We start from the raw sequence: 24,841 nt of genomic DNA, 5'->3' as shown, positions 1-24,841 counted from the left end.
GCAATCAACAACGGCATTTTCGACGTTCCCCTGCAGCTTATTTAGCTAACCTGGAGCAGAAGGCTCTCCAGCTAGTTTTGCCGCCCTAGTTTTTTTGGAGTCAGCACAGATCCAGAGGATCAACGTCAGGGTCGGCTGAAAGAGCAGATTCCCGGCATTCGATTTTTCTGGGATATCGATTGTTCTCTCAGTCAACAGTTTGGCGTTGTTGGCGAAACAGGTCAATATCATTCCTGTACATATTTACTTGATGAGCGCCTACGGGTTTTAGCAGTTGTCCCTGTCCAACCTCAGCCGCAAACCCATATTCCCCAACTGCTCGATATATTGTCTCAACTGCCGAACTTGCCTGAAGGATTAGCTACGGTTCAAGCTCCAGTTTTAGTCATACCTCGTATTTTTGAACCAGAGTTGTGTGAGGACTTGATCGCCTACTACGATCAGCTAGGAGGTGAAGCGTCTGGATTTATGAGAGATATGAATGGTAAGACTGTACAAATTTCAGATCCAAGCTTCAAGCGTCGGCAAGATCAGGAAATTTTGAATCAAAACCTGCGCAATATGGCTATGTTTCGCATCCACGATCGCTTAGTGCCTGAGATAGCCAAGGCTTTTCAATTTCACGCTACCCGTATTGAGCGCCATATCATATCTTGCTATGATAGTATCACAGGGGGATTTTTTCGCCCTCATCGAGATAATACAACCAAAGGGACAGCCCACCGTCGATTTGCTGTATCGCTTAATCTCAATACAGGGGCTTACGACGGTGGGCTATTGCGTTTTCCAGAGTTTGGGCGTCAAACCTACAGCGCACCGGCAGGTGGTGCCGTTGTCTTTTCCTGTTCATTGCTGCATGAGGCAACGCCCGTGACAGCGGGGCGACGATATGCCTATCTACCTTTTCTGTATGATGATGCAGCGGCCCAAGTACGAGAGCAAAACCAACACTTTTTAGATCATGCATCTGCCAACCGTTCTGTTTCTTCTCAGACCCAATCACCGGATAAGGGTAGACGTGGCTTCATGCCGATCGCTCGTTCAAAACGGAAGCCTTAGAAGAAGATGGGGCGTTACTGAATTGCGATATGGCTGGCTTTAACGAACTGTCAGCATCTTACTCACATTCCGACTTTATATCTTCATTCAGCAACGCCGAAGATCGCTCTCTGGGATCGTTTATCCCTTGTCAAAGAGGCTTACTAGCAAGTTCAACGTGTAGGTTCTACGGCTATTCTAGACGCGGCGTCCTGTCAGCAAATTATAAACAATGCCGATTAATGCCAACACTAGCAGCAAGTGGATTAATCCCCCACCAATGCTGACCGAAAAGCCTAGTAACCAAAGAATGATCAGAACAACAACTGCTGTCCAGATTAAGTTAACCATGATAGTTCTCTGTTGTAATAGATCTGGCCTGATGAAAGTAGTAACATTTGAGCCCAGTTGAAACAGAATGACGAGAACAACTGGGCAAGATACTTAGGTATAAATAAATACTTTATACACCTTTATACCCCAAAACTACGTGCACTGGTTCTTCACTAAGACGTTTAGTTGAACATATCTTGAATTCTGTCTTTCACGTCTTCCACAACATTGCGGGCTTCTCCCTCAGCTTGCTTGGCTTGGCCCATGAGCTGATCTTGGCGATCGCCCGTGACATTACCCATAGCTTCTTGGGCTTTACCACCAACGATATCTGAAGCAGCTTTTGCGCGATCTGATAGACTGTCGATGCCATCCTTGGCATCTTCTACTACATTACGAGCTTGGCTTTCAACCTGCTTGGCCTTCCCCATCAGTTGATCTTGGCGATCGCCTGTTACGTTACCAATCGCCTCTTGGGTTCTGCCTTCAGCACCCTTAGCAACCGCTTCAGCGCGTCCCATAGATGCAAGATAGGTGGATGAGCCTGTGGATGACGTAGGCAGCATGGAAGCCCAGCTAGTGGCAGAACCAAGACCAAGCGTCATCATCGTTGTAAACACCACAGCTAGAGTGGCTAAACAAAAGCGACGAATTTTTTGCATGAACATCATAGAGTTAATCTCCCAACATTTTCTACAGTGTCACAACTCATAAACACGCGTGAGCTATCAGCGATAAAACACGGTGTTTATGGTGTGATAGCATCAGCCCACAGCAATTTCCCGTCAGTTCCATCCATTAAGATGATAGACAAGTCATCATGTTAGGCTGATAGCTTTATATCTTCGGCGATTGATTATCTAGAGCGATCGCCCCAGATAATTACTAGATGATTGACTAATCAATCGCTTTCTTGACTTCATCTTTCACATCTTCACCAGCATTACGAACCCTTGCTTCACCTTGCTTGGCTTTGCCTTCGAGCTGATCTTTGGTGTCGCCAGTGACATTGCCCTTAGCTTCTTGAAGCTTACCTTCAACGTTCTTAGCGGCTGCTTTGGCTTTATCTGCTAATCCCATGATTGTCTCCTAGACTAATTTTTGAACTCAAGGCTTGTTGAACCGTAGGTTGTTAACAACATTGCCTACTTATCAGAGTAGAGCGTTCACATCATAGACTCACTCTACCTTTAGGATGAATTATCTAAATACGATATTAATCGTAACCTCAAGCTATCGTAACTTCAAGGTTTAGACATCATCCCCTGTTGGACAACAAGACTTAATGCAAGAAAACAATCAACATAGCTGTAAATGTTTAACCATGTGAAAATTTCCTTGTTAAACTTAGCTTAAGCGATGATGCCAAGTCAGTTCATCTACCTTAGGTGTGAAATAATATTTTCCAATGCTCCGTATTTTGGCGGAGAGACAGGCAGACCCTTAAGACGAGAGGGCACGGTCTAAACTTGAGTACCGGACAACATCACAGGCTTACTGTAGCGATCTTGGATAGGCAATAGTGCTACTATCTTAGAGGAAACGCTCAAGCGTTAGTTGATAAAGTATTGATACAAAGCAGCCTCGTCCGTTTCTAGCGCTTGCTCTAAGTGCCTAGATGATGGATAGAGCTGATGTTAACGGTATGACCTCTATTGCGCTGGCTATTGTCATTCTAGTTGTGGTTGTCGTCGTGATATCTCGCTCTCAGCGAAGGAAGCGTGGACTATCGCGACCCCGTTCCTCATCCACGTCCCAGTCTCGATCGCTGCCACAAACCAAAAAGCAACTCATACGTTTGAATGGCGGCAACCGTGCTGTAGCACTACGGTTAGTTGAACAACTACGACAACGCTATCCGGAGCGCTCGGAGCAATGGTATTGGGAAAAAGCGATTTTTGATATCGAACGCGATCGCCGAGTCTAATCAATTTGGTTACGGCAGGTCTCCCTCCGGAGACGTCAAAGGGAAGGGCGATCGCGTCCTAGGAGATAGGTCAATAGACAGACTCGCTATGATGTCTGGATCAGATCGTCGATGGTGCTGAGCTTCGTCGAACGCACATTACTCTGCATCTTGGACGATGATGTTCTCTTCTTCAGGCAGTGAATAGACAAAGCTAACCTGAAGGTCAAGCTTAAAATAGCCTGATCGCCACGGTTCTCCTGGAATCAGCATATCTGCGTCATAGCGCCCATCTAGCAAATCACTCATTTTTCCACCCACGGTGCTTGTGGATCGCACCGTTCCCTTGACCTTGCTCAGCCAGTCGCCGATGTCGATCACAGTCGCCGATGCACGGTTATAGCGCTTGTCATTGAATTTGATGATCGCTGTTTTGGCAACCAAGCGCTGGTCAACAGGAATGGAGACTAGGCGATCGCCATTACCAACGTCCGCTGTACCTCGATCCTGCGGAATGGACGCCACCTCCAAGCGATCGAGTTCTGCCTCAATGGCCGCCCGACAAATTTCTGACCAGTTTGTCTCTACGTTGGCCATTTGTGCCTTCAAGTCGTCTGGCACATAGATATTGATGCTTGCCATAGGTTGTTTTTGCTGATGGGAAACCATGTGCATATAGCCTAACTCAACTATGCGCATATTAAAACTGCAATATATGCGCATAAGCATGTGCTACCTCGACAGCTACCATGGCACCGCCCCTCCATCATGAGCAGCACTACAAAAACCGGCCTCTGATCCATTCCTCAATAATGTGACATGGATCACTGGTAAAACTGCGGACGATCATGCCCAGATCTGATCCGCATTCCATGAAAGCCTCGGTATAATCACTCGTGCTATGCCAGCAGCATCACGGGTTTCCTAAGCGATCGCCCCCATAATAAACCTAGGTTGAAACAACGAATCAACGGGCTAGTTCATCGTAGGGAGTTGGTCATCATGGGTTGGAAAGTGGGGTGCAAAGTTGCTTGTCATGATCCGCTGCGGGGCTATCTGGAAGGATATGTGGAAGCTCTAACCTCCAGCGTGACGTCCGGCTATGCTCTGATTATGGTGCTGCCGACCAAGGCATGGAACTACGGACAAGATGGTGGTTCTCTGCGTAGCCTCGAACGTCGGGGTTGGCACTTGGTCGAAGCTGCCTAGAAGCATTGAATGCAGAATGTCCCAGCCGTGAATCTTCGACCGGACTTGATACCCCGTTCCAACATCAGCATCAATGTGCATGAGCTCCCTTCAACACAAATCCCCGACCTGTTGACAGCATCGGGGATCTCGCATTCCATACGTTATCTATCAGTCGTCCATGGGATCACCTAGGGAAGTTCTGTCCGCCCCATGAGGAAGCGATCGCATTCCCGAGCGGCTCCCCGCCCTTCGTTGATCGCCCAGACCACAAGACTTTGTCCTCGACGACAGTCGCCAGCGGCAAATACGCCAGGAATGCTGGTGGTATAGTCACCCTCCTCGGCTTTTACGTTGCTTCTACCGTCCTGATCCAAGCCCAGGGCATCAATCAAGGGTTGCTCGGGGCCGAGGAAGCCCATGGCAAGCAACACTACTTGGGCAGGAATGACTGCCTCGGTGCCGGCAATCGGTTGGGGGGAGAAGCGTCCCTGCTCATCACGTACCCACTGCACTTGAACGGTGTGTACGGCTTTAACGTGACCGTTATCGTCACCCTCAAACTTCGTGGCGGTGGTGATATAAGCACGGGGGTCGCTGCCAAATCGAGAAGCCGCTTCCTCTTGCCCGTAGTCCATTTTGTAGACTTTAGGAAATTCCGGCCAGGGATTGCTAGAAGCCCTGGTTTCAGGTGGCTTGGGCATGATCTCGATCTGGGTGACGGTGTTGCAGCCATGGCGGATGGAGGTGCCAACGCAGTCGGTGCCCGTATCGCCACCGCCGATGATCACCACATCTTTACCTGCGGCAGAAATATAGTCCTCGGTGGCATCGCCTTGGAGAACGGTGCGGGTATTGCCGGTGAGGAATTCCATGGCGAAGTGAATCCCCTGAAGCGATCGCCCCTCAATGGGCAAGTCTCGCGGGCGGGTAGCACCGGTGCAAAGCAGGACGGCATCGTAGTCTTGGGTCAGCGTCTCAGCACTAATGTCGCGACCCACCTCAGTGTTGCAGACGAAGGTAATACCCTCGGCTTCTAAGACATCCAGGCGGCGCATCACCACCTCTTTTTTATCCAACTTCATGTTGGGGATGCCATACATCAACAGTCCACCGGGGCGATCGGCTCGTTCATAGACCGTCACCCAATGCCCGGCTTGGTTGAGCTGATCCGCCGCCGAGAGACCGGCTGGCCCCGATCCAATCACCGCTACTTTCTTGCCGGTGCGCTGGGCGGGAGGATTGGGGGTAATCCAGCCCGATTCCCACCCCTTTTCGGCGATGGAATATTCGATATTTTTGATGGTCACCGGCGGATTGGTGATGCCTAGGACGCAGGCTCCTTCACAGGGAGCTGGGCAAACCCGTCCGGTGAATTCAGGAAAGTTATTGGTTTTATGGAGGCGATCGAGGGCATCTTGCCAACGCCCGCGATAGACTAGGTCATTCCACTCGGGAATTAGGTTGTTAATTGGGCAACCGCTGGCCATGCGGCTCAGGGTGATGCCGGTGTGGCAGAAGGGCGTACCGCAGTCCATGCAGCGGGCCCCTTGGGTTTTGAGGTTCTCCTCCGCCATGGGCAGGTGAAACTCATCCCAGTTGCGGATCCGATCCTGGGGGGCGACCTCAGCGGCATTTTCCCGCAGGTAGTCAATAAAGCCGGTTGGTTTTCCCATAGTTGCAGTGTTCTCAACAGGTAGTGGCAATAGGTCAAATAAGAACAGGTTGGACGAAACCAACGTCTCGTCCAACCCCGTGAGACGGTTAGCTGCCGCCAATGCGGGCAACATCGCGGGCATTTTCCTCAAAGGCCGCTGAGAGGGCTTCATCACCGCTTAATCCATCGGCGATCGCATTTTGGATATGCTGCAGAACGCGCTTGTAGTCGCGGGGCATGACCTTCACAAACCGAGGTACCATGGCATCCCACTCAGCCAGAATCTGCAAGGCCTTGGCGCTTTGGGTATAGTGGGCATGTTTTTCAATCAAATCATGCACATCCCGGATCTCTTCCGGATTTTCTAGATGTTCTAGCCCCACCATTTGGGGGTTGCAGCGCTGGTCAAAATCCCCGGCTTCGTCGAGCACGTAGGCAATGCCGCCGCTCATGCCCGCCGCGAAGTTGCGCCCAGTGGGGCCAAGAACCACCACTTTACCGCCGGTCATGTATTCACAGGCATGGTCGCCCACGCCTTCCACCACCGTTTCCACCCCGGAGTTGCGGACGCAGAAGCGTTCTCCCACCAGTCCTCGAATGTAGGCTTCGCCGCTGGTAGCACCATAGAGGGCAACGTTGCCGGCGATGATATTTTCTTCAGCAACAAAGGTGGAGGCTTTGGAGGGATAAAGAATGATCTTACCGCCGCTCAGTCCCTTACCCACATAGTCGTTGGCATCGCCCTCTAGCTCTAGGGTGACGCCACGGGGCACAAAGGCTCCAAAGCTTTGTCCCGCCGTGCCTTGGAAGTGGAGATGGATGGTGTCATCTGGTAAGCCATCCCAATGGCGCTTGGTGATTTCGTTGCCGAGGATGGTACCCACCACGCGATGAATATTGCGAATAGGTAAGGTAGCGCGAACTGGTTCACCCTGTTCAATGGCAGATTGACAGAGATCCAGCAGAGTGGTGATATCCAGAGACTTATCTAAGCCATGATCCTGAGGGATTTGGCAGTAGCGACCCACAGAATCATCCACGTCGGGCTGGTGCAGGATCTTGGAGATATCCACGCCCTTGGCTTTCCAATGGCTGATGGCCTTGCGGGCCTCTAGGATATCGGTGCGGCCGACCATCTCGGGAATGGTGCGGAAGCCAAGCTGGGCCATAATTTCCCGAAGCTCCATGGCGATGAAGCGCATGAAGTTGACCGTATGCTGGGGATCGCCGGTGAAGTTTTTCCGCAGCTCTGGATTTTGGGTGGCCACGCCCACGGGGCAGGTATTTTTATGACAAACCCGCATCATGATGCAGCCCAGAGTCACCAAGGGAGCGGTGGAGAATCCATATTCTTCTGCACCCAGCAGGGTGGCGATCGCCAAGTCCCGTCCGGTTTTCATTTGTCCGTCTGTTTCTACAGCGATGCGGCTGCGCAGGTTGTTGAGTACCAGGGTTTGATGGGTTTCAGCCAGACCCAACTCCCAGGGAAGACCCGCGTGCTTAATCGACGTTTGCGGCGAGGCACCGGTACCGCCATCAAAGCCAGAAATCAGCACCACATCGGCATGGGCCTTGGCTACTCCAGCGGCAATGGTGCCCACACCCACCTCAGAGACCAGCTTGACGCTGACCCGCGCCGCCCGGTTGGCATTTTTCAGATCATGGATCAATTCTGCCAAGTCTTCGATGGAATAGATATCGTGGTGGGGCGGCGGGGAAATTAGACCGACACCGGGGGTGGAGTGGCGCACCTTAGCAATCCAGGGATAGACCTTGAGACCGGGAAGCTGTCCGCCTTCACCGGGCTTAGCCCCCTGGGCCATTTTGATCTGTAGCTCGCGCGCCTGGGATAGATATAGACTGGTGACGCCAAAGCGCCCGGACGCCACTTGCTTGATGGCGCTGTTTTTCGAGTCGCCCTGGTCATTCGTCCAGGTATAGCGCTCCGGATCTTCGCCACCTTCCCCCGTATTCGATCGCCCCCCAATGCGGTTCATGGCGATCGCCAAGGCCTCATGGGTCTCCTTGGAAATCGACCCGTAGCTCATGGCCCCGGTCTTAAAGCGGGTCATGATCGTTTCAATCGGTTCCACCTCGTCGATGGGAATGGGCTGGCGGTCTTTGAAGTCCAGCAGATCCCGCAGGCGGAAAAATTTCTGACCATCGGCATTGATCAGGGCAGAATACTGCTTATACAGGTCGTAGTTGTTCTCCCGCACCGCCTGCTGCAGCAGGTGAATCGACTGGGGACTGAGCAGGTGCTCTTCACCGTCCTTACGCCATTGATATTCACCGCCCACATCCAAGGTGGGATGGGCCAAGGGGCGATCGGGGAAGCCATGGTGGTGGCGCAGCAGGGCTTCCTGGGTAATCACCGCTAGATCCACCCCCTCAATGCGCGAGGCTGTCCAAGAGAAGTAGCGATCGATCACCGATTGATTGAGACCAATGGCTTCAAAGATCTGCGCGCCCCGATAGCTCTGGATGGTGGAAATGCCGATCTTCGAGCCGATCTTGATCACGCCCTTGGTGACCGCCTTGATGTAGTTCTTGCAGGCGGTGGCGTAGTCCACACCGGGTAGGCTCTGGTCGGCCACCATATCCCCCAGGGTTTCGAAGGCCAGGTAGGGGTTGATCGCCCCGCAGCCATAGCCAATCAGCACCGCAAAGTGATGGACTTCTCGGGGTTCGCCCGATTCTAGAACCAGCCCCACGCGGGTGCGGGTGCCGGTGCGGATCAGATGATGGTGCAGCCCTGCCACGGCCAGCAGAGCCGGAATCGCAGCGTGGTCAGCATCCACAGCGCGATCGCTCAAGATGAGTAAGGCCGTTCCTGAGGCGATCGCTTCGTCTGCTTGACGATAGAGATCCTCCAAGGCGGCCTCCAGCCCCTTCACTCCCGCTTCAGCCGGGAAGGTTATGGGTAGGGTTGTGGAACAAAATGGCCCCGTCTTCAGCGCCTTGAGCTTGGCCAAGTCTTCATTACTGAGCACCGGCGTTTTTAGCTTGATCAACTGACAGCTCTGAGGCGCAGGCTTCAGCAAATTGCCCTCGCTGCCAATGGTGGTAATCGGCGAGGTGACGATTTCTTCCCGAATCGAGTCAATCGGCGGATTGGTCACCTGGGCAAACAACTGCTGGAAGTAGTCGTAGAGCAGCTTCGGTCGGTTGGACAACACCGCCAGGGGCGTATCGGTTCCCATAGCCCCGATCGCCTCCACCCCGTTTTGCCCCATGGGCATCAGCAACAGCCGCAGCTCCTCAAAGGTATAGCCAAAGGCAATCTGCCGCTGCCGCAGGTTCGTAGACTCAAGGGTTGGCACCGGCGCATCGGGAAGCTGACCTAGTTCCACCAAATACTGATCCAGCCACTCACCATAGGGCTGTTCGGTGGCCACCTGCTGCTTCAGCTCCTCATCGGAGACAATCCGCCCTTCCTCCATATTCACCAAGAACATCCGCCCCGGCTCCAGCCGTCCTTTATAGGCGATGCGCTCCGGCTCAATGGGCAACACCCCGGCCTCCGACGCCATGATCACCAAATCATCCTTGGTGACGTAGTAGCGTGCGGGCCGCAGACCGTTGCGATCGAGCACCGCCCCCATCATGGTGCCGTCGGTGAAGGCAATAGATGCCGGCCCATCCCAGGGTTCCATCAGACAGGAGTGATATTCATAAAACGCCCGCTTCTCAGCGCTCATCGACTCATGCCCCGACCAGGGTTCAGGAATCATCATCATGACGGCATGGGGAAGCGATCGCCCCGTCAGAGCCAGCAGTTCTAGGGTATTGTCAAAAATCGTCGAGTCGCTGCCCTCAATATTGATCAGCGGCTGCACCCGCTTCAGGTCATCCCCAAAGTAGTCCGACTCAAACATCGCCTGCCGGGCATGCATCCAGTTGATATTGCCGCGCAGGGTGTTGATTTCACCGTTGTGGGCAATGTAGCGATAGGGGTGAGCCCGCTCCCAACTGGGGAAGGTATTGGTGCTAAAGCGAGAGTGAACCAGACCGAGGGCGCTAGCAAAATCCGGATCCTGGAGATCGGGGTAATACTGCCCCACCTGCACCGGCATCAGCATGCCCTTGTAGACAATAGTGCGGCAGGAAATGCTGCTGGGATACCAAAAGGCATTGATCCCCGCCACCCGAATGGCCACGTAGGCCCGCTTACGAATCACGTAGAGCTTGCGCTCAAAGGCCCAATCGTCGTCTAGACCAGGATGGCGCTGGATGAACACCTGCTCCATGAACGGCTCACTGGCCTGGGCCGTTTCGCCCAAGGTCTCGTTGCACGTGGGCACATCCCGCCAACCGATGACCGTCTGTCCCTCTTCCTCCACAACCTGGGCAAAAATCTCGCGGCTGCGCTGACGTACAGCAGGGTCGGGGGAGGAAAAAATCATCCCGACGCCATATTGCCCCGGTGTAGGTAGATCAAAACCAAGCTGACCGGCCACCTTTTGCATGAAGCCATGGGGCACTTGGGTGAGAAGCCCAGCCCCGTCACCGGTATTGGGTTCAGCCCCAACTGCACCCCGGTGATCTAAGTTCAAAAGGATCGTCAATGCTTGGTCAACAATGGAATGAGACTGAGCCCCCTTCATGTTCACCACGAACCCGACCCCGCAGGCGTCGTGTTCAAATTGGGGGTCGTAGAGGCCCTGTTTCGGCGGCGGAGTGTGACTGTTCATTTATCAAGGATTGATCACGACATGAAACCCCTAGAACTCGATCAAAACCTGATGGATGTTCTAGGTTTCTTCGGATGATCGCTGCTCATCGTTAGACTCGTATTCTCTAACAAGAAACCGATTCGCTACTGCCTCTTAATAAAATCGTCAGAGTCTAGGGGTGGTCTCTGCATTATTTCTTTGCAATTGAAACCCAAGTGGCCCCTATTTTTCATCAAATCGCGACATTTTTAAATCCGATTTCATGCATTAGCTCATAAATGCCGGTCTAGAAGCCTGGAATCTAGACTGGTTCTATACCAGGGATAGCTGCTCAGCGAAGAGCCTAGGTTAGTCCCTTGTCAAACTCTTTTTTCTCTGATAGTTTCATAAAAAGACCGATCGGTCTCTTAGATACATCCTAACCATGGCAAAAGCTGCAGAAACCAAATTGACGATCATCCGGCAAGCAGCGGATGTGTTTAACCAGCAGGGCTATGCAGGCTCGTCCATGGCGGACATTATGCAGGCAACCGGGCTGAAAAAAGGCGGTATTTACAACCACTTTGCCAGCAAAGACGAGTTGGCGATCGCTGCCTTTGAGTTTGCAGTTCACCAAGTTAGCCGCCGCTATATCCAGGTTCTGAAAGACCATCGAGGGGCGATCGCCCGTCTCAAGGCTGTCGTTCATACCTTTGTGACCAACCTAGATGATCCACCCATTCAAGGGGGTTGCCCATTGCTCAACACCGCCATCGAGAGTGATGACACCCACCCGATCCTGCGCCAGCGGGTGCAGGCCGCCATGGACGAGTGGCGTAAGCTGATCCGTCGGATTGTGGAAAAAGGGGTGGCGGCAGGAGATCTGCAGCCAGAGATCCAAGCTGATGGAGTGGCGACGTTGCTGATCGCCACCCTCGAAGGAGCCCTGATGCTCACCCAGCTCTACGGCGATCGCATTCATCTGCAGCGAGTCCAGGCGCACTTGAACGACTATATCGATCAGTTGCAGCGGTCTTGATCCCCATGGACTGAAGGCGATCGCTGCCGAACCACTGATACTCTTACCCTAAAAAAGACCGATCGGTCTTGCTTTTCACCCCATCCCCAGGAGACTCCATGCTGACGTTTTACTACCATCCCCTGTCCCCCTTTGCCCGCCGCGTTTGGATTGCCCTTCTCGAAAAAGGACTTGCCTTCGAGCCCGTTGTAGTGAACCTCAATGGCGATCAGTTTCAGCCCGAGTTTCTGTCCCTCAATCCCTTTCACCATGTACCAGTCCTCGTCGATGGTTCCTTGCGCATTCTGGAATCTCTAGCGATTTTGGACTATCTAGAAGCCCAGTATCCAACCCCATCACTGGTACCCCAATCTCCAGAAGCGATCGCTAAGATGCGCATGGTGCAGATGGTTGCCACCAATGAGCTGATGTCCCAGCTACCTCCATGGGTGCTCAATCCTGAACCAACTCAGGCCACCGAGGAGCTACAGCGGATCCTGACATTCTTATCTGAGCAGTTGGGCGATGCTCCCTTCTTCGGAGGTGACGGGATCTCTTTAGCCGATATCACCGTTGGCACCGTACTTCCATTACTGCACCGGCTAGGGTTGGATTTCAACGACTATCCAGCGATCGCCACCTGGTATCATCAAATTACCGCTCGCCCCACATGGGATGAAACAAATCCGGATGATGCATCGTTTGCGATCTGGAAACGCTGGGTATCGTTGAAGATTAAACGTCGCCAGCAACAGATAGCCCGAGCGTCTTAGGTGCAGGGAGCGATCGCAGATAGCTAGTCCTTCAGCAACACCAAGATTCAATGCAAAAACTTCAAGATGATGCATGTAGAATCTGCGGTGCCACAGGTTTAAGATGCTTGAACTTGCCGAAGAGCTTGGCGTAGTTCTGCAGCATGCATCCAGCCGACGAAACCAGCATAGGTACATTGCCCATGGGCATTGGCAATGAAGAGATAATCTACGCCCATAGGGTTTCTCCAGGTGCGCAGGGTGATGCCATCGACAAAGGTGCAGACCGGCGTCGCCTGGGCAAAATATCGAGTGCTGGTATCCGTCATGCCAGGCACACGGCGAAATTGGTCAATCAACTGCATGATTCGACTAGTGACCAGCGGTAGGGGCGATCGCGGCTGGGCCCAAAAATCTTGAATGGTCTGAACCACCTTGGGATGGTGACGAAGCTGGGGATGGGTGACGCCCTCTAGACAGACAAAATGGGCGTGATTTAATTTCGTGGCTTCAATGGGCACCGTGCCATCGCGCCCGCCGCTGGTATGCCCTGCCACAACTAAGGTAGGAATCGTCGCCGCGATCGCTTCTGCCAAGTCCCGACGATTTTGACCCAGATGCTTGGCAATACCAATCCCCCACCCAAAGGGATCCACCATGCGGGCAAAATCCGAGCCGCCAATGGGCGCACCCAAAAGCACCAGCGACTCGATGCGCGGCCACCATTCTGGATGCTGGGACAACAGCTCGACCCAAAGCACACCACCTAGAGAGGTGGCCACAATCCGCACGGGAGGATCCGGATAGCGGCGGAAGGCATCCTGAGCGGCTTGCTCAATCGTGTTTAGCAGGGGCTGCATGTGCCATAGCGTGCGCACATACCCTAGGTTAGGGGCAACAACATGCATCTGTACTCCTGCCAACCGCTGGGCTAAGGCCCGCATCGTTTGGTTGGTGTCTGTGAGCCCATGCTGGGAAAAGAGAATATGGGTTGGATAATCTGCCATGGATAGGGTAATGACAACCGGCTGTGCTAGATCTCATAGTCTATGATAGCGAGGAGCGATCGCTTCTGTGGTCGTAGATGCCACCGCGACTCAAGGATCGCTGTTGGGTTCAAGGTACTGGAACAAAAGGATGAGCGTCTCGCTCACGGTTCGTTAGCGTAAATCCTCTTACGATTGCACCACCCTAGATTGATCTAGTATGTTGCGAATTGCTGAGTAACGTCACTATGCATCGACAAAGTCCCTCAGCCCTGCTTAGAATAGCGGCCAGCCACAAACTCTTCCATGGCTGAAGGTGATATGCATAAACTCCCACGATTTCCCCTGCGCCTTGTGTTCATCGTGCCTTTTGTGGTGCAGGTTGCGGGAGTTGTGCTCCTAGTTGGCTATCTCTCCTATAAAAGTGGACAGCGATCAGTCAATACGTTAGCAGATCAACTGATCACAGAGATGGGCGATCGCATCGAGCAAACTCTAGATACTTACTTTTCAGTACCAACTCTGATGACAGAGATGAATGCGGTTTTGCTGCGTCAAGGCCGTTTAGATGGCTACGACCTGACGATGATGGAGCAACATTTTGTCGAACAACTTCAGATCTCAACTCAGCTCAGCTCCTTAGCGATCGCCAATGAAGATGGAGAATTTTTAGCTGTTGAGCGTCCTCAGTCCAATGCTTTGGTAATTCGTAGACTAGATGCCGACTCCCCCAACCGCGAGTTTTACAGGTATTCAGCCAACGCAGCAGGGCAACAGTTAGCGTTGGAAGAGGTACGGCAAAATTATGATCCCCACAACGATCCTCCAGGTGATCCTTGGTATGGCAGAGCCCGTAATGTGGAGCAGGGAATCTGGACGCTAACAATTACTCTATCTATGGGAGCTGACCAGCCCATTCTCCAAGTTGTGAGGTTTCTACCCTTTTATGACTCGGAGAGACGATTTCAAGGGGTACTAGGGGCAAGTGTCTACCTAACGCAGGTAGGAGAATTTTTGCAGCATCTCAACGCCGACAGTCACGGGCAAGTTTTTTTAATAGAGCCTAATGGTCTGCTGGTGGCTACATCGTCCCAGGACGTCCCTTTTGACGACACACCCCAAGAACGACTAGATGACAATGTAGCGGTGCTACCTCGACGTTTACTGGCAACCCAAAGCCCAGATCCTCTGACTGCTGCCACGGCCCAGTTAATCACTGATCAGAATCTTGACCTCAGTCAGATAAGACAAAGCCAGCGGCTGACTCTAGATTGGCATCAAAAACGATACTTTGTGCAAGTCATTCCCCTCCAAGGTGACCTCAACTGGCTAAGTATTGTGGTGCTGCCCGAATCAAACTTTATGAACGAGATTCACAGCAATGTTCGCCGCACGATCCTGCTCTGTATCTTAGCTTTAATCAGCACAGTGGGCATTGGCATCTATACTACTCAACGCTTGACGCGATCGCTTCTCCGCTTAACTCGAACTGCACAGGCGTTGAGTGCAGGCGATCGCAAGCAATCATTGCCAACCAGTCAAATCATCGAAGTAGATAGCTTAGCTACAGCACTTCGCCAGTTAGGGGTTGACCTGCAGCGGGCGGACGAACACCGGCTCACCTACGAGCAAAACTTAGCGGAACAGGTGGCTAGCAAGACGGCAGCCTTGAAAGAGAGTGAAGCCACGCTCAACGACATTTTAAATAGTGCGCCAGGGGCAATTACAACCATGCGTCAGCTTACCGACCTAACCTGGATAACGGGTTATCGTTCTGCAGGCTACGAGCAGGTGTTTGGGTATGCAGTGGAGGAACTGGCCGCAGATCCAGGTCTATGGCTGTCGCGAGTGGTTCCAGAGGATAGAGGGCAGCCTATTACCCCAGAAACAGACTTGACAACCTTGCCCGCAAGCCGCACCCTCGAATATCGGTTTCGGCACAAAGATGGAGATTTGCGCTGGATTTCTAGCACCCAAGCAACACGCTGGGATGAATCTACACAATATATGACAGTCACTATCATTGAATATGACATCACGGCGCGCAAACAAGCCGAGCTAGCCTTGATACAGAGTGAGGAGCGGTTTAGAGAGATTTCCGAGTCATCACCGGCTAATATTTATATTATTGTGCGACGGGTAGATGGTTCATTTTATTTTGAACATATGAGCCGTGCTATTGAAGTAATTCATGAAATCTCTGTTGAAGCAACTCTTGAGGATGCTGGCGTTATTTTAAAGTGCATCCATCCCGAAGATCTGGCTAGCTATCTTGCGGCAGTGCAGGCCAGCCTAGAAACACTGCAACCCTTTCGCCATGAGTGGAGGATTATCAATCCATCAGGTAAAATTCGGTGGGTTCAGGGTAGCTCTCGCCCTTTGCTTCGGGAGAATGGTGAGATAGCTTGGTATGGTGTGGTTACAGATATTAGCGATCGCAAGCAGGCTGAAGCTCAAGTTAAAGAAAAAGAGGCCTTCCTACGCAGTATTTATGACGGTATTGAGAACGGTATTTTTGTGCTCGATGTCACAGATGATGGTGATTTTCGATTCATTGCATTTAACCCTTATCTGCAACGGATGACAGGACTGTCTGAAGCGGAGTTGATCGGGAAAACTCCGCAAGAGGCACAAATTCCAGTCTGGGACGTCGTAACGCAGCATTATCAAACATGTTTAGAAGTAGGGCACTCTATTGCCTATGAAGAACAGATCGTGCTCAACCATCAGGAAACGGTTTGGTATACAACCCTAACTCCTTTTCGAAGGGAGGAGGATCAAAGAATCTATCGGATCATTGGCACGAGTCTCGACATTACCGATAGCAAACGGGCGGAGGCAGATCTACAGCGCAAAACGGAAGAGCTTGATCGTTTTTTCTCCGTTGCCCTGGATCTTCTCTGCATTGCCAGTTTAGACGGAACCTTCCTGCGCCTCAATTGCCAATGGGAAGAAACCCTAGGCTATGGCTTGGATGAGCTAGAAGGCAGTAATTTTCTCCAGTATGTCCATCCTGATGACTTAGATAATACATTATCCGTTCTCTCGCAGTTATCTGATCAGCAACCTGTTTTAAATTTTGTCAATCGCTATCGCTGTCGCGATGGATCCTACCGCTGGATTGAGTGGCGATCGCATCCTGTTGGTAATCTTGCCTACGCCGCTGCACGAGATATTAGCGATCGCAAGCAGGCTGAACAAAGCCTAGAACAGGCTAGGGATGCAGCCGAGGAAGCTAATCAAGCCAAGAGTACGTTCCTGGCTACCATGAGTCATGAGCTGCGCACGCCTCTCAATATTATTTTGGGGTTCACTCAACTGATGGAGCGCGATCGCACCCTCAGTCCCGACAATCAAGAGCGGGTTAGTTTTATCCGTAACAGCGGCACCCATCTACTGCAGCTGATCAATGAAGTATTAGATTTATCAAAAATTGAGTCGGGTCAGATGGTTTTGACCTCCGAATCATGTAACCTATATGAGTTACTACAGTCCATTTGGGGCAGCCTACAGCTCCGCACCCGGCAACAGGGCATCAAGATGATCCTACAGATCTCACCCGAGGTTCCCCGGAAAGTATTCACCGATGCCAAACGACTGAATCAGATTCTGATCAATCTTTTGGATAATGCGATCAAGTTTACACCCCAAGGCCAAGTTTCCTTATCCGTTACGTTAGCACCTTCTGACTCAGATCTATCTAAACCATCGACGGAGTCTAAGCTGGAGTCTACGCTACAGACATTACGCTGTGTTCACCTTTGCTTTACGGTTACAGATACGGGTGTAGGCATCGCATCTGAGGATCTAGAGCTGATTTTTGACGCTTTTTCCCAAGCAGAGGCAGGAAAAAAAGCCCTAGAAGGTACCGGACTTGGTCTCTCTATCAGTCGTCGTTTAGCCCAACTGATGGACGGAGAGATTACGGTTAGCAGTACGCTTGGAGTAGGCAGCACCTTCCAGGTTATCTTGCCCATTCAGTTTTGAGGGTTGAGATAATTAGCTAGGAGCGAAACAGCCACAATAGGCAGGGCCACACCTGCACAAATTAACCATTGATCCCATTGGAGAGGAGCCGTTCTAAACAAAAAGTTCATCACGTCCCATTGACTGAAGACGACTTGCAAAACCACAGCCGCGATGATGCCATAGCTTAGGGCAGATACGTCACCTAGGGGAACTGAGAGACCTTGAAGTTTAGCCATGACGGTATGCCAAAATTGACTAATGCTTAATAGATAAATAATTCGTCCTGCCACCAAAGCCTGAATGGCCATCGTGCGGGCGATCGCTAAGGTATAGTCTACCGCCTCATCACTACCTAAATCACTGGGAATCCAGCCGAAGCCGCTAGCGTTGTAGCGTACCCATTCAAACATGCCAAAGATCAAAATCCAGTTAAAAACGGATATGAGAGCAATCCGTTTAAGCAAGTTTTTCGAAAGCAGAGGTTCATTGGGAAGGCGCGGCTCGCGGTTCATCAGGTTATAGGACTTAGGCTCAAAGGCTAGGGGGACTGTCATGGCAATCGAGTTAACCATATTCAGCCACAGCACCTGCAGGGATAGAATCGGCAAGATATCTCCCCGTCCCATGAGCACGCTTAACAAGATGGTCATCGACTCACCACCATTCACCGGTAAGATAAAGGCGATCGCTTTCATCAGATTACGGAAAACAGCTCGCCCCTCTTCCACGGCTGCTTCAATGGAGGCAAAGTTATCATCCGTCAGCACCATGTCCGCAGCTTCCTTAGCCACCTCCGTCCCTGCCTTACCCATAGCGATGCCAATATCTGCTTGCTTGAGCGCCGGCGCATCATTCACCCCATCTCCAGTCATAGCCACCACATGCCCGCGTGCCTGCAGCGCTTCAACCAGACGTAGCTTTTGTTCCGGCGCAACTCGGGCAAAAACCGTTCCATCTTGAACAGCATTGGCTAGCGCTTGGGCATCCATCTCCGTCAGATCTTTGCCCGTAAAGGATAAAATCGTGTCTCGATCGCTAAGGCGCATCCGTTTGGCGATCGCTGAGGCCGTGACCTGATGATCCCCCGTGATCATCTTCACCTGGATGCCTGCTGATTTACAGGCCTTCACGGCGGCGATCGCTTCTGCTCGCGGCGGATCGATCATGCCCTGGAGTCCAAGAAATATTAATCCTGTTTGAATATCATCGTGATCGACAGTTTGCCCCTGAGCTGGTTTATAGGCAAACGACAGCACTCGTAGACCCCGAGAGGCCATATGCTCGACCTGCTCAAAAATGTACTGCGGATCAATGGGATGAGTCGATCCATCGGCAGCCAAAACCTGTTGGCAGCGCGATACAATTGCCTCCGTCGATCCCTTCACATAGATCGCTGCCCTATCCCCCTCCACCCGATTGAGCGTCGCCATATACTGGTACTCAGACTCGAAGGGAATACTATCTAATCGCGGATAGGTTCGGTTTAAATCTACTCGATTAAAACCAATCTTGCGAGCAGCCACCAGCAGAGCCCCTTCCGTAGGATCCCCAACCACGCCCCAAATCTTATCTTTTTGCTCTAGCTCAGAATCATTACATAACATGCCTACCTGCAAGCATTGACGCAGCGGCGGCGGTAGCTGCTCAGGTGGAATCGGTTGGTCTTCGCCATCCCGCACGTCCCCCTGAGGCATGTAGCCATCTCCGGTGATGTAGTAGTGATGCCCCCCGGCAAACACCATCTGTACCGTCATCTGATTTTCGGTTAGCGTGCCGGTTTTATCAGAACAGATCACCGTTGCACTGCCCAGAGTTTCCACCGCCGGCAGTTTGCGAACAATAGCGTTGCGGCGAGCCATCCGGGAAACCCCAATCGCCAGGGTAATGGTGACCACGGCTGGCAGCCCCTCTGGAATTGCACTCACAGCTAGGGCGATCGCCGCTTCAAACATCTGGATCGGGGAATTACCATAGCCTAACCCCACCACAAAGGTAAAGACAGCCACAGCTAAAATAGCGTAGAGCAGGGTTTTGCTAAAGCGATCGAACTTACGGGTTAGGGGGGTCATTAAGGAGGTATATTCCTCCATCAGCTTTGAGATCCGACCGGTTTCGGTATTGCTCCCCGTGGCAACGACAATCCCTTCTCCCTGGCCAAAGGTAACAAAACTACCGGCATAGGCCATGTTCAGCCGTTCAGCCAGGGGCGTATCCTCAGCTAAGGGAGATACGCTCTCCCCCGCCTGTTTTTCCACGGCTACAGATTCACCTGTCAAGGCAGACTCATTAACCTGAAGATTACGGCAACGCACCAGTCTGAGATCGGCTGGTACTTTATCTCCAGACGTCAGCAGCACCAAGTCACCTGGTACCAAATCTTTGGAGGATACTTGAATACTTTGTCCATCACGGCGAATCATGGCATCGGTTTCCACGGCCGATGCTAGGGCAGCGATCGCACTTTCTGCTTTAGATTCCTGGACAAAACCGATGATGGCGTTAATCACCGTTACGCCCCAGATAACACCGGCATTCACCCACTGCCCCAAGAATGCCTTGATCAAACCAGCTATCAGCAAAATGTACAGAAGTGGTTGATTAAACTGCAGGAGAAATAGCAAGATGGGATGCTTTCCCGACTTAGCCTTAAGCTCATTGGGGCCATACTGTTCCAAGCGTTTTTCAGCTTCTTGGGACGTAAGCCCTACATTCACATCTAGTTTAAGGTGATCCACAATCGTCGGAAGACTGAGATCATGCCAGGTTTGCTGATGTTGAGGTAGTCGAGCTTGGGCAGATTGTTTTGCCACAGACTTGTCTCCTTGGAGTTTGAGGCCACCATGGGGCACGGAAGATTTAGCCTACACTATTACCATACCTCTCAACCATCCAAGTGGTAAGCAGCCTCAACGTAAATCTATCCAGCGGATGATTGTTCTGCTACATCGGTACTGGTAGCCTTTGGACAATCACCTTGATTAAATCACCTTGATTAATCATTGGTCTCAGCTAACATCCATGTTCAGACGCATGAACTTGAGACCAGAACATCACAGCTTTACAAGCAGACCACTACTACTCAATCTATTGATAGAACGCTAGACTCAGGCGAAATGCCTCGCATGTAAACCTCTTTTGGGTGTTGCTGAGTTAGGAGATGAACCTCGAACTAGAAACTCCCAAACTCCATATAAAATCCTGCGGAATCATCTTGCTATTCAGCAACGCCCCCTCTTTCTCCAGAACGCTTTCTCGTAAAACACCTCCGGTGTGATAGCCCTATCCATCGCCCAAGCGATCGCTCTCTCCATCTACAGCATCTAGTTCTCAAGAACATCTAGGAAGGTTTGAAGAGGCGCTAAGGTGAGGACAAATAGCTCTTCTGCCTAGTGGCACTGTCTCCCCAAAACCTTGGAACGACAGGTATACCCTTGCTGATTGGCCTGAGTTCACCATGCCCTAAGCCGATCTCATCCCATGATTCTAAACACCATACAGCTCTAAACACCATACAGCTCAACCCGTCCTCCACAACAATGCCCAACCTCTTCCCCATACCATCCCATCTAGTTAGACAAGCCACTTATCCAAAGCTTGGTCAGTGCCTGGGTGTTTGGCTCCTCCTTGGCACGGGGGCAGTGAAGCGGGGGTCGAAGTCAGGATGGTCTAGCTATGCCCCTTCAGCCAGACTTGACATAATATGACTCAGCCATGGATAGGGGCCCGTCAGTATTAAGATTATGCCATCATTCACCCTTAAGGATCTTGATACATGGTCACGAATAGATTGAGTTTCGTTGATGGCTCAGATAGAGTGATGATGCTTCTGGTCTTCTATAATTCTATCGAGCATTCTAAGATCATCAGCTAGTTGACAGTCGGGTATGGGTGCAACATCTAGGGCAAAGGCGATCGCTCTCAACCTTAGCCATAACCTCCCTTTAATCTTTAGCCGCTAGCAAGCCTGCTGGCCCATCGCATGACCCTTTGTTCTCTACCATTATTACCCTACAGCTTGGCCCAGCTATCGGGGCCCATCACTGACCCTGTTCAGATCTTTCTGATCATCATTGCCATCATGCTTGTGGCTCCCCTGATTGTAGAACGGCTCAACATGCCGGGCTTAATCGGCTTGATCATCGCTGGTGTAATTGTGGGGCCCTATGGTCTCAATATTCTCGAACGCGACGCCACGATTGAACTCTTGGGAACCGTAGGGCTTCTGTTTCTCATGTTTTTGGGAGGCTTAGAAACGAGTTTAGAAGACCTCAAGGGTAATGCCAAACAAGCAGTAACCTTTGGGCTTGCTACCTTCGCATTGCCCATGTTACTTGGCACCGCAGCCATGCTCATGCTGGGCTACGATCTCTTAGCCGCGATTCTGGTAGCCTCCTGCTTCGCCTCCCACACCCTCGTGGCTCTGCCGATTGTGTCGCGGCTGGGTATCATGCGATCGCGGCTGGTCACCGTGACCTTAGGTGGAACTCTGATCACCAATGTGTTAGCCCTACTGGTCTTAGCCATTGTTGTGCGTGCTGCTGAAGGTGAACTCACCCTTGGCTTTTGGCTATTTCTCATTCCGGCCTTAACGATTTACACGATCGCTACCCTTGTAGGTGTACCGATTATTGGACGATGGTTTTTCCAGAAATTTGGCCATGATGAAGGTGCCGAATTTATTTTCGTGCTCACCACCTTATTTGTGGTGTCGTCCATTGCTGGCATGATCCAGATTGAGCCGATTGTGGGAGCTTTTCTAGCAGGCATTGCTATTACCCAACTTATTCCTGCACTCAGCCCCTTGATGAACCGAATTCAGTTCATCGGCAACACATTGTTTGTGCCATTTTTCCTGATCTCTGTGGGCATGTTAGTCGATCCCTTAGTGCTGATTCGGGAACCCCAGTCAATCTTGGTTGCCGTTGTCATGATTGGGGCAGAGCTGATCAGCAAATATAGCGCAGCTTGGGGAATCGGTCGATGGTTTCATATTCCCCACAATGGGGTGATGGTGATGTTTGGCTTATCGGTTGCCCAAGCCGCCTCAACCCTCGCCGCCATTACCGTTGCCTTTAATATTGACCTTGTGGATGAACTGACGGTCAACGGTACTATTGCGATGATTTTGATGAGCTGTATTCTATCACCATGGATTACCGCTCGCTGGGGTAGTCGCTTGCAACCTCAAGAACCCCAGGAATCTGTTTCAGAGAATGCCCAATGGGGTAAACGGGTGTTAGTCCCCGTTGCTAACCCCAACACCGAAAATAACCTATTGCAGTTAGCCTTGATGCTGGTGAAACGAGGGCAGGGCACCTTACTTCCTATTCACGTCGTATCTGATGCTGGGGAAGCGATCGCCCCTGCATCCATGACCCAGCAGTCCCAGCTCCTTGCTGCCGCCGAACAAATTGCCCATGCCGCTGTCGCCCAAGTGGAGGCCATTGGTCGGGTTGATGATTCCATTGACAAAGGCATTATTCGCGCTGCAATGGAACGCCACGCAAGTTTAATTATTTGTGGATGGAAAGGATATTCCACCTATCGCGATAATTTCTTCGGCGGAATGCTGGATAAGATTGTGCGCGCGGCTAATGTTCCTGTCTTAGTCACGCGCTTTCCAGTGCCCATTAAAAACACCCGTCGGGTGATTCTTGCCGTAGATGAAAGCGAAACCACCAAAGAGGAATTTCTGCAAACGATCACCCTTGCACAACAGATCTCCGGTGAGTTAAAAGCTAATCTCCAAGTTCTGCAGCTTGTGCAAAGTGGCGGACAAAGTCGCTACAGAGATCTAGACTTGGATCCCGATCTACGGGTTGACACCATCCAGGGGAATTCGATCGCCAAGGTGACTCGTCAACTGGAACCAGAGGATCTCCTCCTGCTCACGGCCAGCAGCCATCGTATGGGTGAACCCTTACTAGGACGAGCCCCAGAAGCGATCGCCCGCCGCTGTCCGGAGGTGTCGATTATCGTAGTCCATTATCCACGTCAACCCAAATCCTAGGGTTTATCTTGATCAGTTGAACAGATCGTCAGGCACCTGATCGTTAAGGCAACGCATCGTTAAGCAAAAGCTTTAGCTAGCCTTATCAGGCGATCGCACCTGCTGCAATCGTCTGATGACCCCGTTGATTCATCCGTTGATGCATCATCAGAAGGAGCGATCGCATCTGGAGCTCATACAGTTCAACCCTAGCTCATGAAGACTTTCTAGACTACTCTGTAGACTATCCCTTGTTCTGTTTGAGCAGGGATAGTCTATTGACATTAAATTGGATATTAAATTTGGTCAGAATCGCTATTCAGGGAGAGGCCTCGGCCATCTCTCAGGATAAGATCACAAGTCAGTCAAGTTCAAAAAAGCATCGTCGATCAGCCGATCGAGATCAATGGGTGCCGTGATAGCATCCGTGCGCAAGAAAAAGTCTGTATAAAGCTGAGTATTTTGATAGAGCGAGCTTTCATCACTTGGATCAAACCGCCGTTGATTATCTGCCAAGGTCAACAGACGAATGCCATCCAGGGAAATATCATCAGCCTCTAAGTCTAGAGCATCTGCAATTAAGGCTGTTCCCCCTGAGATATCTTCCTGCCAGGTTTCAATCGCTTGAAAGCAAGCTCTAACAAAAGCACGAACATCATCTGGGCGATCGCTGATCACTGATTCCTTGAAGAAAACCACATCGGTAATTAAACCTGGCGTCTCCGCACTAGTAAATAAAATCCGGTTACCCTGCTCCACAGCACGAGAGACATGGGGCTCCCAGGTATGCCCCGCTTGGATCAGGCGATCGCCCAATTCTTCCGGTACCTCACTAGGATCAGATTCGACAAAAGTAACCTCTTCCCGGCTGAGACCGACAGAATCTAGCATTTGCTCAAGGAATAATTCGCCAAAGCCCCCTAGGGTCGCCCCAACGGATTGCCCCTGCAGATCAGCGATCGCTTCAATCTCAGAGCTAGCTACTACCGCATCGGCCCCCATGGAATCATCCAGCGCCATCACAATCCGAATTGGTTGCTCAGGCGCTGTGGTAATGGCATTCCCAATCGTCATGGCTAGCCCATCATAGCGGCCCTCTCGAAAATCACTCATGATCGTGCCCCCCACTAAGCTCAGCTCTACCTCTATCCCTTGCTCAGCGAAATATCCACGCTCTTGGGCCAAGACCATCGGAAAATAGCCTGGCCAAAGGTTAAAGGCTACGCGCAGAGGCGGCGAATTAGATTGAGGGAGGCGATCGCAAGCCATAATAGCGATCGCCCACAGCGTAGCCAATAGGGCAAGGAGCCAAAACCGTCGGCGAATAGGCATCATGCACCGTTTGACATC

At 51.5% G+C, this 24,841-nt stretch carries 16 protein-coding genes; 7 read left to right on the top strand and 9 right to left on the bottom strand.

Annotated elements, in window-relative coordinates; translation table 11 throughout:
* Positions 1-327: 327 nt before the first annotated feature.
* The gene (locus tag JUJ53_RS03550) at positions 328-1,059 is read left to right on the top strand and encodes a 2OG-Fe(II) oxygenase (protein WP_239124743.1); all 732 of its coding nucleotides are present in this window, start codon (positions 328-330) and stop codon (positions 1,057-1,059) included.
* A 177-nt stretch (positions 1,060-1,236) separates the two neighbouring features.
* Here JUJ53_RS03550 and JUJ53_RS03545 read toward each other — a convergent pair whose 3' ends face one another.
* The 3 genes from JUJ53_RS03545 to JUJ53_RS03535 all read right to left on the bottom strand — a co-directional run bounded on the left by JUJ53_RS03545 (position 1,237) and on the right by JUJ53_RS03535 (position 2,451).
* Positions 1,237-1,389, bottom strand: a complete 153-nt coding sequence (locus JUJ53_RS03545) for a lmo0937 family membrane protein (RefSeq protein WP_204150603.1) — start codon at positions 1,387-1,389, stop codon at positions 1,237-1,239.
* 164 nt (positions 1,390-1,553) lie between these two features.
* Complete coding sequence (locus JUJ53_RS03540; RefSeq protein ID WP_239124742.1) at positions 1,554-2,033, bottom strand: CsbD family protein; 480 nt, start codon at positions 2,031-2,033, stop codon at positions 1,554-1,556.
* Positions 2,034-2,268: 235 nt separating this feature from the next.
* A complete protein-coding gene (locus JUJ53_RS03535; protein WP_204150602.1) occupies positions 2,269-2,451 on the bottom strand; it encodes a CsbD family protein in 183 nt (60 codons plus the stop codon).
* A gap of 565 nt (positions 2,452-3,016) precedes the next feature.
* Here JUJ53_RS03535 and JUJ53_RS03530 point away from each other — a divergent pair.
* A complete protein-coding gene (locus tag JUJ53_RS03530) occupies positions 3,017-3,298 on the top strand; it encodes a hypothetical protein (RefSeq protein ID WP_204150601.1) in 282 nt (93 codons plus the stop codon).
* A 138-nt stretch (positions 3,299-3,436) separates the two neighbouring features.
* On the opposite strand, the gene JUJ53_RS03525 is transcribed toward JUJ53_RS03530, so the two are convergent.
* Entirely contained in the window at positions 3,437-3,919 is a 483-nt protein-coding gene (locus JUJ53_RS03525; protein WP_204150600.1) for a hypothetical protein, read from the bottom strand.
* A gap of 360 nt (positions 3,920-4,279) precedes the next feature.
* Between JUJ53_RS03525 and JUJ53_RS03520 the strand changes: the two genes are divergently transcribed.
* A complete protein-coding gene (locus JUJ53_RS03520) occupies positions 4,280-4,486 on the top strand; it encodes a hypothetical protein (RefSeq protein ID WP_204150599.1) in 207 nt (68 codons plus the stop codon).
* 170 nt (positions 4,487-4,656) lie between these two features.
* Here JUJ53_RS03520 and JUJ53_RS03515 read toward each other — a convergent pair whose 3' ends face one another.
* Positions 4,657-6,141 carry a glutamate synthase subunit beta gene (locus JUJ53_RS03515; RefSeq protein ID WP_204150598.1) on the bottom strand — a complete coding sequence of 495 codons (1,485 nt, stop codon included), beginning with the start codon at positions 6,139-6,141 and terminating at the stop codon, positions 4,657-4,659.
* 88 nt (positions 6,142-6,229) lie between these two features.
* A complete protein-coding gene (gene gltB / locus JUJ53_RS03510; protein ID WP_204150597.1) occupies positions 6,230-10,816 on the bottom strand; it encodes a glutamate synthase large subunit in 4,587 nt (1,528 codons plus the stop codon).
* Positions 10,817-11,222: 406 nt separating this feature from the next.
* Between gltB and JUJ53_RS03505 the strand changes: the two genes are divergently transcribed.
* Complete coding sequence (locus tag JUJ53_RS03505) at positions 11,223-11,816, top strand: TetR/AcrR family transcriptional regulator (RefSeq protein WP_204150596.1); 594 nt, start codon at positions 11,223-11,225, stop codon at positions 11,814-11,816.
* 98 nt (positions 11,817-11,914) lie between these two features.
* Positions 11,915-12,568: a glutathione S-transferase family protein gene (locus JUJ53_RS03500; RefSeq protein ID WP_204150595.1), complete on the top strand. Its 654-nt coding sequence runs from the start codon at positions 11,915-11,917 to the stop codon at positions 12,566-12,568.
* Between the two features lie 98 nt (positions 12,569-12,666).
* Here JUJ53_RS03500 and JUJ53_RS03495 read toward each other — a convergent pair whose 3' ends face one another.
* A complete protein-coding gene (locus JUJ53_RS03495) occupies positions 12,667-13,554 on the bottom strand; it encodes a lysophospholipase (RefSeq protein WP_204150594.1) in 888 nt (295 codons plus the stop codon).
* A gap of 300 nt (positions 13,555-13,854) precedes the next feature.
* Here JUJ53_RS03495 and JUJ53_RS03490 point away from each other — a divergent pair, with 300 nt between their 5' ends.
* Positions 13,855-17,520, top strand: a complete 3,666-nt coding sequence (locus JUJ53_RS03490; RefSeq protein ID WP_204150593.1) for a PAS domain S-box protein — start codon at positions 13,855-13,857, stop codon at positions 17,518-17,520.
* On the opposite strand, the gene JUJ53_RS03485 is transcribed toward JUJ53_RS03490, so the two are convergent.
* A complete protein-coding gene (locus tag JUJ53_RS03485) occupies positions 17,511-20,312 on the bottom strand; it encodes a cation-transporting P-type ATPase (RefSeq protein WP_204150592.1) in 2,802 nt (933 codons plus the stop codon). The genes JUJ53_RS03490 and JUJ53_RS03485 overlap by 10 nt on opposite strands.
* A 1,169-nt stretch (positions 20,313-21,481) precedes the next feature.
* Between JUJ53_RS03485 and JUJ53_RS03480 the strand changes: the two genes are divergently transcribed.
* Positions 21,482-23,512, top strand: a complete 2,031-nt coding sequence (locus JUJ53_RS03480) for a cation:proton antiporter (protein ID WP_204150591.1) — start codon at positions 21,482-21,484, stop codon at positions 23,510-23,512.
* A gap of 333 nt (positions 23,513-23,845) precedes the next feature.
* On the opposite strand, the gene JUJ53_RS03475 is transcribed toward JUJ53_RS03480, so the two are convergent.
* Positions 23,846-24,823, bottom strand: coding sequence for an ABC transporter substrate-binding protein (locus JUJ53_RS03475; RefSeq protein ID WP_204150590.1), 978 nt, complete (start codon positions 24,821-24,823; stop codon positions 23,846-23,848).
* Positions 24,824-24,841 lie beyond the last annotated feature (18 nt).

The organism is Leptolyngbya sp. CCY15150, assembly GCF_016888135.1.
In the GTDB taxonomy this organism is placed as follows: Bacteria; Cyanobacteriota; Cyanobacteriia; order RECH01; family RECH01; genus RECH01.
The sequence above is the reverse complement of the archived record's forward strand: the minus strand, read 5'-3'. Positions and strand labels throughout refer to the sequence as shown.